This window comes from Elioraea rosea (assembly GCF_007644105.1).
GTDB lineage: Bacteria > Pseudomonadota > Alphaproteobacteria > Acetobacterales > Acetobacteraceae > Elioraea_A > Elioraea_A rosea.
Genome location: NZ_VFAC01000066.1, coordinates 1 through 13345 on the forward strand (window position 1 = coordinate 1; position 13345 = coordinate 13345).

Annotated in this window: 12 protein-coding genes; 10 read left to right on the top strand and 2 right to left on the bottom strand. The window is 70.2% G+C overall.

Annotated features, from left to right (window positions below; translation table 11 throughout):
- Together FIF60_RS20660 and FIF60_RS20665 are read right to left on the bottom strand one after the other, a co-directional pair.
- Positions 1-190 (bottom strand): hypothetical protein (locus FIF60_RS20660; protein WP_144300181.1); only part of this gene is annotated, 190 nt, incomplete at its 3' end.
- 19 nt (positions 191-209) lie between these two features.
- Positions 210-1550 carry an exopolysaccharide biosynthesis polyprenyl glycosylphosphotransferase gene (locus FIF60_RS20665; RefSeq protein WP_144300182.1) on the bottom strand — a complete coding sequence of 447 codons (1341 nt, stop codon included), beginning with the start codon at positions 1548-1550 and terminating at the stop codon, positions 210-212.
- Positions 1551-2087: 537 nt separating this feature from the next.
- Between FIF60_RS20665 and FIF60_RS20670 the strand changes: the two genes are divergently transcribed.
- The 10 genes from FIF60_RS20670 to xrtA form a co-directional block, all read left to right on the top strand.
- Complete coding sequence (locus tag FIF60_RS20670) at positions 2088-2735, top strand: XrtA/PEP-CTERM system exopolysaccharide export protein (RefSeq protein WP_239451743.1); 648 nt, start codon at positions 2088-2090, stop codon at positions 2733-2735.
- A 4-nt stretch (positions 2736-2739) separates the two neighbouring features.
- On the top strand, positions 2740-4284 hold the full coding sequence (locus FIF60_RS20675) for an XrtA system polysaccharide chain length determinant (protein ID WP_144300183.1): 1545 nt from the start codon (positions 2740-2742) through the stop codon (positions 4282-4284).
- Complete coding sequence (locus FIF60_RS20680; RefSeq protein ID WP_144300184.1) at positions 4281-5315, top strand: P-loop NTPase; 1035 nt, start codon at positions 4281-4283, stop codon at positions 5313-5315. The genes FIF60_RS20675 and FIF60_RS20680 overlap by 4 nt, the downstream gene beginning before the upstream one ends.
- 85 nt (positions 5316-5400) lie before the next feature.
- Complete coding sequence (locus FIF60_RS20685) at positions 5401-7095, top strand: TIGR03016 family PEP-CTERM system-associated outer membrane protein (RefSeq protein ID WP_158639331.1); 1695 nt, start codon at positions 5401-5403, stop codon at positions 7093-7095.
- A 38-nt stretch (positions 7096-7133) separates the two neighbouring features.
- Positions 7134-8186 carry an ExeA family protein gene (locus FIF60_RS20690; RefSeq protein ID WP_144300186.1) on the top strand — a complete coding sequence of 351 codons (1053 nt, stop codon included), beginning with the start codon at positions 7134-7136 and terminating at the stop codon, positions 8184-8186.
- A 2-nt stretch (positions 8187-8188) separates the two neighbouring features.
- The gene (locus FIF60_RS20695; protein WP_144300187.1) at positions 8189-9079 is read left to right on the top strand and encodes an XrtA system polysaccharide deacetylase; all 891 of its coding nucleotides are present in this window, start codon (positions 8189-8191) and stop codon (positions 9077-9079) included.
- Complete coding sequence (locus FIF60_RS20700; RefSeq protein WP_144300188.1) at positions 9076-10128, top strand: FemAB family XrtA/PEP-CTERM system-associated protein; 1053 nt, start codon at positions 9076-9078, stop codon at positions 10126-10128. Before FIF60_RS20695 ends, FIF60_RS20700 begins: the two co-directional genes overlap by 4 nt.
- Before the next feature lie 4 nt (positions 10129-10132).
- On the top strand, positions 10133-11359 hold the full coding sequence (locus tag FIF60_RS20705) for a TIGR03087 family PEP-CTERM/XrtA system glycosyltransferase (RefSeq protein ID WP_144300189.1): 1227 nt from the start codon (positions 10133-10135) through the stop codon (positions 11357-11359).
- Positions 11360-11470: 111 nt separating this feature from the next.
- Entirely contained in the window at positions 11471-12193 is a 723-nt protein-coding gene (locus FIF60_RS20710; RefSeq protein WP_144300190.1) for a PEP-CTERM sorting domain-containing protein, read from the top strand.
- Positions 12194-12367: 174 nt separating this feature from the next.
- On the top strand, positions 12368-13345 hold a 978-nt coding region (gene xrtA / locus FIF60_RS20715), incomplete at its 3' end, for an exosortase A (RefSeq protein WP_158639332.1).

Sequence of the window (13345 nt, forward strand, 5' to 3'; positions counted from 1 at the left end):
CGGGCCCGTCGAGCGGCTGGGCGGGGAAGGCCGCGACCGCGCCGAGCCAGAGGGCGGCCGCGGCAGCGGCGGCGGCGAGCCAGCCCGCCGTGCGGCCACGGCCGGCAAGCAGGATCACGACCGCCCAGAACAGGCAGAACAGCGACGCGGCGAGGGCGAGGCCGGAGGAGGCGAGAGGCGTCACATGCATGGCGCGGCAGCCCCCGAGGCTACCGCGACCCCTCCTGGAACAGCACGACCCGCACGGTGGCGACCAGGATCAGGAGGTCGAGGAACAGCGAGCGGTGCTTCACGTAGTAGAGGTCGTAGGCGAGCTTCATCCGCGCATCCTCGACCGAGGCGCCGTAGGGGTAGTTGACCTGCGCCCAGCCGGTGATGCCGGGGCGGACGACGGCGCGGTCGTCGTAGTGCGGGATGGCGCGGGAGAGCTGCTCGACGAAGGCGGGGCGCTCGGGGCGGGGGCCGACGAGCGACATGTGACCGCAGAGCACGTTGATCGCCTGCGGGATCTCGTCGATCCGGGTCAGCCGGATCAGCCGCCCGACGCGGGTGACGCGGCCGTCGCGCGGCCCGGCCCAGCGCGGCTGGCCCGCCGCCTCGGCGTCGCGGCACATCGAGCGGAACTTGTAGAGGGTGAAGACCCGGCCGCCCTTGCCCACCCGCTCCTGGCGGTAGAAGACCGGCCCGGGGCTGTCGAGGCGGATCGCGAGCGCGGTCAGCAGCAGGAGCGGCAGGGTCAGCAGCAGGAGCGCGAGGCTGCCGGCGATGTCGATGCCCCGCCGCAGCGCCTGCTCGAGCCGGCCCTCGCGCAGCCCCCTGGTCCAGCCGGGGGAGAGGTGGGAGAGGTCGAGGCGGTTGGTGCGCTGCTCCTCGAACTCGGCGGTCGAGAGAAGCCGCACCCCGGCCTCGCGCCAAGCGGCGCGCCGCTCGGCCGGCACGAGGGAGGGGTCGTCGGCGATCACCGCCCAGATCCGGCCTGCCCGAAGCGCCTCCGGGGAGAAGCGCGGCCCCGCGGCGGCCTCGGGCGAGGTGGCGAGGGCGACGACGAAGGGGTTCTCCGTCTCCTCCTGCCCCGCGGACGCGACCGTACCGTCCGCCCCGCCGAGCCGGGCGATGCGGTGGTGCAGCAGGCCGTAGCGGATGGCGGCGGCGAAGGTGAGGTGCGTCGCCATGATGGCGGCGAACAGGCCGGCGAGCATGACGCCGAGCGCGTCCCAGTGCGCGGTGCCCTCGAGGCCGGGCTCGATCACGGCGAGGGCGGCCAGGGCGACGAGGAAGAGCAGCCCCGCGGCGACGGCGCAGCCGAGCAGGAAGCGGCCGAGGCGGCGCCAGGCGTCGGGCTGGTAGAGGCCGCTCGCGGCCGCGATGAGGCCGGCGGAGAGGGCGAGGATGGAGGCGAAGGCGACACCCTGGGGCGAGCCGATGGGCGGCAGGTCCCTGGCGAGGCCGAAGCGGATCAGGGCAAAGACCGTCAGGAAGCAGACGACCGTCTCCGCCAGGTAGAGCAGGAGCACATGCGAACGCACGCTGTGGCCGAACAGCTTTGTCATGGCTGTGCCCCCGACAACCCTGTCGTTCCATGCATCCGACCCCCCACGGGCCGGAGGCTTCGACGCTTATAATGATCCAAGCGTGACGCCACGATTTAAACAATGATTTGGCTCAAGAAGTCCATCCCAAAATTAGAGACTTGTTCTGATTTCGTGGAAAGTTGTCGTCGCCGGACACGTGCGGACGTTAAGGGCGTATTGGGGTTGTCGTGATCAACTCTCAGGATGCGTCAGCGCCCCAGGTGCCGCTGCGGGGGCTTTCCCGCCTTGGCCAAGGAACGCAACCGTTGCAAGAGCCTCATGGTATGGTAGGATGAAAAATACGCGAGTGAGACCATACCGTGGGGGTATGTCTCGAAAACGAGTATTCCGTGGTTTTCCTCGTTGTGAGGTGAAGCCTGTCATTGTTATGAACATGCTGTCGGCCGGACTTTTCCATGCGCGGCCCTTGGACTGGCGGCTCCCCGCCGCTTCCGGGGAAGTCGCCGTCCGGGCGGGCGGCGGATCGGCCGGCGACCTCACCGGGCAGGCGACACCGTGACCGAGACCGACATGAAAACCAGGCTGCAGAGACCCCTCCGATCCACCCTGCTGGCCGCAGGCCTCGCGGCCACGCTCGCGGCCTGCGAGAGCGCCCCGCCGCCGGCGCAGCCCGCGCCGCAGATCGGCCGCGCCCCCGACTACGTGATCGGTCCGGGCGATACGCTGCGCGTCGATGTCTATCGCCAGCCGGAGCTATCCGTCGCGCTACCGGTCCGCCCGGACGGGCGGATGTCGCTTCCCCTCGTCCCCGATGTCGAGGTCGCCGGCAAGACGCCGACCGAGCTTGCCAAGGAGATCGAGCAGAAGCTGCGCGCCTATGTGCGCGAGCCGACCGTCTCGGTCATGGTGACTTCCTTTACAGGTGTTCCAGGTAAGCAGGTGCGGGTGATCGGCGAGGCGGCGCAGCCACTGACCGTCGCCTATGTCGAGGGGATGAGCGTGCTCGACGTCGTGATCCGCGCCGGCGGGCTCACCCGCTACGCCTCTGGCAACCGCGCCGAGATCATCCGCCGCGAGAACCCCGATGCGCCGCCGCAGATCATCCGCGTCAGGCTGAACGACCTGATCCGCGACGGCGACATCACCCAGGACGTGCAGATGCGCCCCGGCGACACGCTCGTCATCCCGCAAGGCTGGTTCTGAGGCCATGAACCTTCCTGCCCTCGCCCGGCGCTACGCCGCGGCCGGCTGGCGGCATCGCTGGAAGGCGCTGCTGCTGGCCTGGCTGATCTGCCTGCCGGGCTGGGTGGCGGTCTACCTCCTGCCGAGCCGCTACGAGGCCAATGCCCGCATCTATGCCGACCCCGAGGCCCTGCTCGGCACGCTGCTGCGCGGCCTCGCGGTCGACAGCTCGCCCGCCCAGCAGGTCGACATGCTGCAGCGGACGCTGCTCGCCCGCCCGAACCTCGAGCGGGTGATCGCGCGCACCGACCTCGACCTCCGCGTCTACGACACCGAGAGCCGCGAGCGGCTGCTGCAGAGCCTCGCCAAGGACATCAAGCTCACCCCGCAGACGCGCCAGCTCTTCCGCCTCGAGTACACCGACAGCGACCCGCGCCTCGCCTACGATGTGGTGCGCACGATCGTGGCGCTGTTCCTCGATGCCGCGGCCTCGAACGACCGCCAGCAGATGCGCACCGCGCGCACCTTCCTCGACCAGCAGATCGCCGCCTACGAGGTGCAGCTGCGCGAGGCAGAGGCCCGCAAGGCCGACTTCACCGCCCGCTATGTCGACATCCTTCCCTCGGCCGCGCTCGGCGGCACCACGCGGCTCGAGCAGTCGCGACAGAAGCTCGTCGAGCTGAACGGCGCGCTGCAGGACGCGCGGCTTCGCCGCACCGTCCTCAGCCAGCAGCTCGAGGGCACGCCGCAGACCCTCGCGGAGGCGCAGGCAGCGACAGGCGGCGGCAACCCACGCCTCGCAGAGGCAGAGCGCCAGCTGCGCGAGCTCCGCCTCCGCTACACCGAGCAGCATCCCGAGGTGCGCGCCCAGGCAAGCATCGTCGCCGAGCTGCGCGCCCAGGGCGGCAGTGGTGGCGGGGGCAGCGCGCCGCGCGTGGCCTCGTCCGGCCGCGGCGCGATCGCCAACCCGGTCTACGAGCAGATCCGCCTTCGCCTGATCGACCAGGACGGGCTGATCGCCTCGCTCGAGCGCCAGCTCCGCGACGAGACGGCAGAGGGCGAGCGGCTCGAGCGGCTCGCCCGCACCGCGCCGCACGTGATGGCGGAGAGGCAGAACATCGACCGCGACTACGACATCGTGCGCAAGAACTACGAGGAACTGCTCGGCCGCCGCGAGTCTCTCCAGATCGCCGGCGCGGCGCGCAACGAGAGCGACCGGATGCGCATCGAGGTGGTCGAGCCGCCTGTGCTGCCGACCATCCCGAGCGGGCCAAACCATTTCCTCTTCGCTGTCGGCGTCCTTGCTGCCGGACTTGGCGCGGGCGGGGTGCTCGTGTTCCTGCTGATCCAGCTCGACCGTGGCTTCTACACGACGCACGACCTGCGCGGCCTCGGCCTGCCCGTGCTCGGCGGCGTCTCCTCCGCCGTGCCGCGGCGGCGCCAGGCGGGCGCGGTGGTGGCGTTCGCCGGCGGCTTCGCGCTGCTGCTGCTGACCTTCGGCGCCGTCCTGATCGGCGGCCAGACGCTCGTGGCGCGCGTGCCAGAGCTTGTGGCGAGGCTCGTGACGTGAACGCAGAACCGCGCTCCCGCGCCCATCTGGTCGAGCGTGCCGTCGAGGCCATGGCCGGGCGGTCCTCGCTCGCCCCGGCCGAGGCGGCCGCGCTGCAGCCCACCCCAGCCCAATCCGTTCCCGCCCAGCCCGCCGCCGCAGCGACGCAGGCCGCTTCGCCTCAGCCCGTCCCCGCCATGGCCGGGGCAGGGGGAGGAGCAGGGGCCGCCATTGGCGCCGCGCCCCAGGCAGCACCACTCCAGGCTCCCCTCGGTGCGCCGGCCGCGCCCGGCCCGGGCGGGATCGAGCCGATCAGCGTCGAGACCCTCGTCTCTGCCGGGCTCGTCGTCGCCCCCGGCGGCATCGCCCGCTCCCGCCTCTCCGAGGAGATCGCGGTCATCCAGCACGCGGTGCTGCGCACGGTGAAGGCCACGCGCGCGACCGACGGGCGCTGCCCGCGCATCGTGATGGTCACCTCCGCCAGGCCGGGCGAGGGCAAGACCTTCATGTCGCTCAATCTCGCCGCGAGCCTCGCCAACAGCGGCACGCGGCCGGTCGTGCTCGTCGATGTCGACGGCAAGCACATGTCGATCAGCCACCTGCTCGGCCATTCCGGCACGCCGGGCCTGCGCATCCTCGCCGCGGAGCCGTCGCGCCCGCCGGCCTCGATGCTCATCCCGACGGCGATCAAGCGGCTGTCGCTGCTCTCCTACGGGCCTGTCCCGTCGGAGCTTCCGGGCATCCCGCCGGGCCAGCTCGTCACCGCAGCGCTGCTGCGCCTCGCCGCCGCCCTGCCCGAGCACCTCCTCGTGCTCGACACGCCCCCCTGCCTCTCCACGTCCGACCCGGGCGCCCTTGCGCCGATCGCGGGACAGGTGCTGATGGTCGTCGAGGCCGAGCGCACCCAGCGAAGCGAGGTTGAGGCGGCGCTCGATATGGTAGATTCTTGTCCAACCCTGCAACTTGTCCTCAACCGTGCGGTGCTGACGGCCAATGACACGTTCGGTGCCTATGGCGGCTACAGCGCCTACGGGGCCTATCCAGGAAGCTAGGAGCATTCTCCATCTGGCCAGACCAGACGGCAGGATAGGCGCGGCGAGTGTCGTTTATCTTGCTGTTTTTCTTGGATCTCCTGCGGTGGCACAGATCGAGCCTTCCGGCCCTACCGTACCGTCTACGCCATCGGGGCCGTCCGTGTCGGCGCCCGGCGCTCCACAGGGGCCCGCGGTTGGCGGGACGCTTGGCGGGTCGCCCCAGCCTGGGGGGTTCATCGGTTTCGGCGGGCCGGGAAGCGCGCCACTCACTCCGGATTCGCGCACTCGTGCCGGCACGGTCGGTTTTCCCTTCACCGCCGTCGGCGCCGAGCCTGCGAGCCAGCGGGCGTGGCGAATTGTGCCGAGCCTTGGTCTTGAGCAGATCTACAACGATAACATCGACTTTTCCTCTACTAACCAGCGCGACGACTTCATCACCCGAATCACGCCGGGACTTTTGCTCGGTGTTGACACGCTGCGGCTCCAGGGCACGCTGAACTACGCCCCGAGCTACGACTACTACTGGCAGAACGACGACGAGAGCCGACTTAATCACCAGGGCAATGGGCAGTTCCTTTTTGCCGCCATCCCGGACTTCCTGTTCCTTGACACCCGCGGTAGCGCGGCGGTGCAGTCGCTCAGCGGCGGCTTCACGCCGGGAACGGAGGCCTCAACCGCGCGCGGTGATGAGGTCCAGACGCTCAGCTTCTCAGCCTCGCCCTACATCGTGCAGCGCTTTGGCGGCACCGCCACGGCGCGAGTGGGCTATGTCTACACCTATGTGAACCAGGACCGGGTTGACCCGAACGCCGCGCTGCCGATCGATCAGCTCCCCTCGAGCTTCGCCCCGTCGGAGTACAGCTCCCACCAAGCCTATGCCGTTGTGCGCACCGGCGAGGATTTTGGCAGGCTTGCCATGCAGGGCACGCTGAGCGGCACCCGCTTCGAGGGCGATGGGCTCTACCGCGACGCATACCGCGATATCGGCGTGGTTGAGACGCGCTATGCCTTCACTCAGTTCGTCGCCGGCCTCATCGAGTTTGGCTGGGAGCGCCAGCGCTTCAACACCATCCCGCAGATTGATATCGACGACGCGGTCTGGGCCTTCGGTGTGCGCCTGACGCCGAACCCCGACAGTGTGATCATCGCGAAATACGGGCAGCGCGATGGTTTCCGTTCCTTCTACCTCAACGGTTCCTATGCCGTGGGCGTACGCACCCGGCTCGCGGCGACTTACTCGGAACGACTCACCACTTCGGCGCTGACTGCCGGCGACCTGCTCTCAACTACGACGCTCGACCCGCTCGGCAATCCCGTCGATGCACAGACTGGCATCCCGGTGCTGCCTGGTTACGTGAATTCGTCCCTCGGCGTGCAGAGCGGGCTCTACAAGGAAACGCTCGCCACGGCCTCCATCAGCCAAACCTGGCTGCGTGACACAATCAGCCTCTTTGTGACGATGACTAACCGCGACCCTGTCGCGCAGGATCCAGGTGTGAATGCCCCACAGGTCTCTTCCGAGGCCACCTCAGTGGGTATCCGCTGGGGCCATGACCTCGCGCCCACCACGAGCCTTGTGAGCTTTGCCACCGTCGGAATTAGCGAGAGCGGGGGCGGGGGCAATACCAATACCTATGGCCTCGGTGTCTCGCTTGTGCAGGAGCTTCGCCCGGGGCTTGCTGGTGCGCTCAGTTACCGGTTCAACATGCGTGACGGCGGCATCACGCAGACGGGGTCGCAGAATGCCGGGGATGCCATGCAAAATATTTTTACCCTAGGCCTGCGACAAAGCTTCTAAAGGGCCCTGAGGCCTGCTGCACGGCCCAAGGAGCCATCATGTACGCCGCGTTCTACGGTTTCCACGACCACCCGTTCCTGATGACGCCGGATGCGCGGCTGTTCTACGCCTCCTCCGTCCACAGCCGCGCGCATGCCCATCTCGTCTACGGTCTCGAGCAGCGCGAGGGCTTCGTCATCGTCACCGGCGAGGTGGGCGCCGGAAAGACGACGCTGATCGACCGCCTCTGCGCCGAGCTCGACCCCACCGCCTTCGCCGTCGCGCGGATCATGACCACCCAGGTCTCGGGCGACGACCTGCTCCGCCTCGTCGCGGACGGGTTCGGCGTGCCCTCGGACGGCAACAAGGCCCAGCTTCTCCGCGGCATCACCGAGATGCTGCGCGGCGGCGACGAGGTCGGCCGCCGCCACGTCCTGATCGTCGACGAGGCGCAGGCCCTGCCGATGCCGGCTCTCGAGGAGCTGCGCATGCTGTCGAACATCACCGAGGGGGGCCGGGCGCTCCTGCAGGTGATCCTGCTCGGCCAGCCCCAGCTCCGCCGCACCATCGCGAGCCCCGACCTCGACCAGCTCCGCCAGCGCGTGCTCGCCTCCTACCATCTCGGCGGCCTCTCGCGGGAGGAGACGCACGCCTATATCGAGCACCGGCTTCGCGCCGTCGGCTGGACCGGCAACCCGCACTGGCACGCCGCCGCGCTCGACATGGTGCACCGCTACAGCGGCGGCATCCCGCGCCGGATCAACCGCCTTGCCTCGCGCGTGCTGCTCGGTGCGGCACTCGAGCAGGCGAGCGAGATCACCGCCCAGGCCGTCGAGATCACCGCGCGCGAGCTCGAGGAGGATCTCTCCGGCGGCGTGGTGCCCGGCACGCCGATGGGGGTGGGGCCGGCGATGTCCGCCAACGCCGCGGCGGCAGCGCACGGCTACATGCTCTCGCATGGCGGCACGAACGGCTACAGCCTCGCCGACGACCCGCGGCTGTCCGAGCTCTCGCACCGCATCGAGGCGCTCGAGCGCGTCTCGGCCCGCCGCGAGCGCGTGTTCAACCGGCTGATGGACCTCTTCGCGAGCAATGGTGGCCGCGGGCCGTGACCATGGCTGCGCCCGTCAGCAAGGCCCCCGTCGTCAACGCGATGAGCGTCGATGTGGAGGACTGGTTCCAGGTCCAGGCCTTCGCCGGAACGATCGCCCGCGACGCGTGGGACGCGCTGCCCCGCCGCGTCGAGGCAAACACCGACCGCATCCTCGCCCTGTTCGACGAGGCGGGCGTGCGCGCGACCTTCTTCACCCTCGGCTGGGTGGCGGAGCGCCATCCCGCGCTGATCCGCCGCATCGTCGCCGGCGGCCATGAGCTCGCGAGCCATGGCCACCTGCACGAGCTCGTCCACGCGATCGGGCCCGAGCGGTTCCGCGCCGACCTCACCCGTGCGAAGGCCGCGCTCGAGGATGCGGGCGGGGTGCCGGTCATCGGCTACCGCGCGCCGACCTTCTCGATCGGACCGGCGAGCGCGCCCTGGGCGCACGCGATCCTCGCCGAGACGGGGCATGCCTATTCCTCCTCGATCTTCCCGGTGAAGCACGACCTCTACGGCGCGCCGGACGCGCCGCGCGGGCCGTGGCGGCCGGATGCGTCGGGGGTGATCGAGCTGCCGATGACGACGGTGCGGGTCGGCGCGCGCAACCTGCCCTGCTCTGGCGGCGGCTGGTTCCGCCTCTTCCCCTACGCCCTGTTCCGGCGCGGGCTTTCGCGGGTGAACGCCGTCGAGCACAGGCGGGGGATCTTCTACTTCCACCCCTGGGAGATCGACCCCGACCAGCCGCGCGTGCACGAGGCGCCGCGCCTCTCCCGCTTCCGCCACTACACCGGCATGGCGAGCATGGCCGCGCGCGTGACGCGGCTGCTGCGCGACTTCGCCTGGGGGCGGATGGACGCGGTGTTCGCCCCGGAGATCCTGGGCAAGATCGGAGCCGCCGCGCAGCGATGACCGTCACCGTCCGCCTGCTCGCGGAGGCTCCGGCCGGGGCCGCCGAGGCCTGGAACCGTTTCGTCCACGCGACGGAGGCGGCGAGCTTCTTCCACCTCTCCCCCTGGGCCGGGGTGATCGAGCGGTCCTTCGGCCACCCGACGCACTACGCCTTCGCCGAGGAGGATGGCGCGATCACCGGCGTGCTGCCGCTCGCGCGGATGAAGACGATGCTGTTCGGCGACCTGCTCGCCTCCACGCCCTTCTGCGTCTATGGCGGGCCGGTGGCGGTGACGGAAGAGGCGAAGGCGGCGCTCGTTTCGCATGCCGAGGCGCTGCAGAAGCGGCTCGGCGCGCCGGTGCTCGAGTTCCGCCGCATCGAGGGGGCGGACGAAGGCTTCCTCGATCGCCCGCCGCTCTACTACACGTTCCGCAAGACGATCGTCATCACCGGCGACGACGTGAAGGACCAGGAGCGTAACATTCCGCGCAAGCAACGCGCGGAGGTGCGGAAGGGCTTCAAGAAGGGGCTTTCCTCGGTCTCGAACAGCGACATCGCGACGCTGCACCGCGTCTATGCCGAGAGCGTGCGCAACCTCGGCTCGCCGGTCTTCCCGCGCCGGTATTTCCAGGCGCTGGCGGACGCGTTTCCGGGCGCGCATGACGTGACCACCGTGCTGCACGAGGGCGCGCCCGTCGCCTCGGTGCTCAACTTCCATTTCCGCGAGCAGGTGCTGCCCTATTACGGCGGCGGAACCCATGCCGCGCGCGGCCTCTCGGCGAACGAGGTGATGTACTGGGAGGTGATGCGGCGGGCGGGCAACGAGCGCGGCGCGACGCTGTTCGATTTCGGCCGCTCCAAGGCCGGAACGGGGGCCTTCGCCTTCAAGAAGAATTTCGGTTTCGAGCCGGAACAACTGCACTACTGCTACCGCCTCGGGCCGGGTGCCGCGATCCCCGACAACAACCCAAACAACCCGAAATACAGGGCGATGATCGCGCTATGGAAGCGCATGCCCGTATGGCTCGCCAACATTCTCGGGCCGCCCCTGGTGCGCGGCCTCGGCTGAGCGCTTGAAGCGGCTCCTCTTCCTCTGCCACCGCATTCCCTTCCCGCCCGACAAGGGCGAGAAGATCCGCGCCTGGCACATCCTCGACCATCTGCGCCGCCGCTTCGCCGTCGATGTCGGCTGCCTCGTCGACGACCCGGCCGACCGTCGCCACATCCCGGCCCTGACCGCCGAGGTCGCGCATCTCGAGGCGCACGAGGTCGCGGGCGGGATGCGGGCCTATCTGCGCGCGCTCCGCCATCTCCGCCCGGGCGGCACGCTGACGCGCGGCTGGTTCTTCCACCCCGCCCTCGATGCCTGGGTGAGGAAGGGCCTCGCCGCGGGGCGCTACGATGCGGTGTTCGTCTACTCCTCCGCCATGGCGCCTTACGTGATGGGCCATCCCCGCCACCCCGCGACGCAGGCGCGCGTGCTCGACCTCGTCGATGTCGACAGCGCCAAGTTCGCGGCCTATGCGCGCTCGGGTTCGGCCGTGCTGCGGCCGGTGCATGCGCGCGAGGCGCGCACGTTGCTCGCGCTCGAGCGCGCCGCGGCGAAGGCGTTCGACCACACGCTTCTCGCCTCGGCCGAGGAGGTGGCGCATTTCGTCTCGCTCGCTCCCGAGGCACGGCACCTCCAGGCGCTCGACAACGGCGTCGACGCCGCGCGGTTCGACCCCTCGGCCGCCTATCCGAACCCGTTTCCCGAAGGCGCGCCGGCGATCGTCTTCACCGGCGCGATGGGCTACCGGCCGAACATCGAGGCCGTCGCCTGGTTCGCCGAGCGGGTGTTCCCGCTCCTGCGCGCCCGCACGCCCAGCCCCGGCTTCCACATCGTCGGCGCCAACCCTGCGCCGGCGGTGCGCGCGCTCGCGGACCGGGAGGGCGTGTTCGTCACCGGCACGGTGCCCGACATACGCCCCTATCTCGCCCATGCCGCCGTCGCGGTGGCACCACTGCAGATCGCCCGCGGCATCCAGAACAAGGTCCTGGAAGCGATGGCGATGGCGCGCCCGGTGGTTGCGACGACGGCCGCCTTCGAGGGCGTGCGCGCCGTGCCGGGGCGCGACCTGATCGTCGCCGACGGTCCGGAGCGGTTCGCCGCGGCGGTCGGTGCGGTGCTCGACGGCGCCCATCCGGCCCTCGGCGAGGCGGGGCGGGCGGCGATGCTCGCAGGGCATGACTGGCACGCCACGCTCGCGCCCCTCGATGCGATGCTGGGCGGTGCCGAGTGTCCCTGTCGGAGATTTTGACAAACGCCGGGGTATGATCGCCCAAGTGTCTGATAAAAAAGTTTTTTCTACTCTGGCGCGAGGCTTGCAGTGGCGGAGGCAGGTTTGCTTTCCCTGGGAGACATCGTTCACATGACGTCCTTCGTATCCCGCGCCACGCTGATCGCCGCCGTCGCCGCGAGCGTCTTCGCCTTCGCTCCGACCGGCACGGCGAGCGCCTCGGTTGCCGCGGTCGCCGATCCCGGCGGCACGACATCAGAGATCGGCGCCCGCATCCGCTGGGGCGCCACGGGCTTCGAGGCCTCGGTCTACGACGCCAACGGCCTCAACCAGAACCCGACCCTGAACCCTGGCGGCAGCCCGGTATGGCAGCTCAACCAGGCCTACGGGTTCGAGGTGCGCTTCACGCAGGCGACGGGCGAGCTGCAGCTCAGCGTCGACTTCAACCGCGGCGGCAGCTTCGGCGCCGGCGAGGTCATCTCGCGGTCGAGCTTCGCCGCGCCGGGCCTCGTCTCCTATGCTGGCATCGATTTCAGCTACCTCTCGATCTCCGGCAACGAGGGCGGCAGCACCGCCCGCTCGACGCTGTCGAACCTCCTGATCAACGGCACCTCGCTGCCCTCGATCACGCCGAACGGCGCGCTGGTGGACCAGTTCTACAGCGGCGTGGCCGGCGACATCGTCATTACCGGCGACATCACATTCCTCAACAGCGGCACCTCGCAGGAGCGGCCCGCCTACGACTTCCGCTTCCGCAGCGGCGGGCCGACGCCGGTTCCCGAGCCCGCGACGCTCGCGCTGCTCGGCATGGGCCTGCTCGGCCTCGGCGCCGCGCGGCTTCGCCGCCGCCGCTGACCGTCTTCATCCTGAGCGGCAGGAAGGGCGCCTTCGGGCGCCCTTCGTCGTTTTCCACGCCCCTGTCTGCACATCACGTCACGATCTGTCTCACGTCATGCAGGGAGTGTGGTGTGCAAGGCTTTCGCTTTGGGGCGGGGCGGCACCGCTGGTAGAAAGACCGGCATGAACGTCATGGGAAGGATTGCGGCCGAGGCGGGCCCCGATGGCACGGCCGCCCTGCCCGGCGCGCCGCGGGCGCAGGCAGCCTGGCGGCCGGCGCTGGTGGTCCTCGCGCTCGGCCTTGCCGCCTGGGCGGTGCTGTTCTCCGAGGAGATCGCCGCCGCGGTGCGGGTCTGGAATTCCTCCACCGCCTACAACCATTGCTGGCTGGTGCTGCCGATCGCTGCCTGGCTGTTCTGGCAGCGGCGCGAGCGCCTCGCCTCCCTCGCCCCCGCCCCCGCGCCGCTCTTCGCGCTGCTTGCCATCCCCGGCACGATCGCCTGGTTCGCTGCCGAGCGGCTCGGCGTTATGGAGGGGCGGCAGCTCGCCGCCTTCGGCCTCGCCCAGGTTCTCGTCCTCGCCATCCTCGGCTGGCGCTTCGCCCTCGCCTTCGCCGGCCCGCTCGCCTACCTGATCTTCCTCGTCCCGTTCGGCGGCTTCGCCGTCGCGCCGCTGCAGCACATCACCGCGCGGCTGATCGACTGGGGGCTCGATCTCGTCGGCATCTCCCACTACGTCGACGGGCTGATGATCGAGACCCCGGCGGGGCTGTTCCACGTCGCCGAGGCCTGCGCAGGCCTGCGCTTCATCATCGCCTCCCTCGCGTTCGGCGCGCTCTATGCGCTCGTGATCTTCCGCAGCCCCTGGCGGAGGCTGATCGTGATGGGCCTCGCCCTCGCGGTGCCGATCCTCGCCAACGGCGTGCGCGCCTGGGGGATCATCGTGCTCGCCGAGTATCTCGGCAGCGCCGAGGCCGCGGCAGCAGACCATGTGATCTATGGCTGGGGGTTCTTCTCGGCGGTGATCCTGCTCCTGATCCTCGCCGGGCTTCCATTCCGCGAGGACGGTGCGGCACCCGCGCCGCTGCGCGACGCCCCGCCGCCCCGGCCGGGCCAGGCGCGCCCGGCCCTGCTCGCCGCAGCGCTCGTCCCCGCCGTCGGCTTCGCCGCG

Bases quoted from the DNA above. Each gene is read 5' to 3' on its own strand.
- FIF60_RS20675 (WP_144300183.1), top strand. From the start codon at position 2,740: ATGAACCTTCCTGCCCTCGCCCGGCGCTACGCCGCGGCCGGCTGGCGG.
- FIF60_RS20700 (WP_144300188.1), top strand. From the start codon at position 9,076: ATGACCGTCACCGTCCGCCTGCTCGCGGAGGCTCCGGCCGGGGCCGCC.
- FIF60_RS20665 (WP_144300182.1), bottom strand. From the start codon at position 1,550: ATGACAAAGCTGTTCGGCCACAGCGTGCGTTCGCATGTGCTCCTGCTC.
- FIF60_RS20690 (WP_144300186.1), top strand. From the start codon at position 7,134: ATGTACGCCGCGTTCTACGGTTTCCACGACCACCCGTTCCTGATGACG.
- FIF60_RS20695 (WP_144300187.1), top strand. From the start codon at position 8,189: ATGGCTGCGCCCGTCAGCAAGGCCCCCGTCGTCAACGCGATGAGCGTC.
- FIF60_RS20710 (WP_144300190.1), top strand. From the start codon at position 11,471: ATGACGTCCTTCGTATCCCGCGCCACGCTGATCGCCGCCGTCGCCGCG.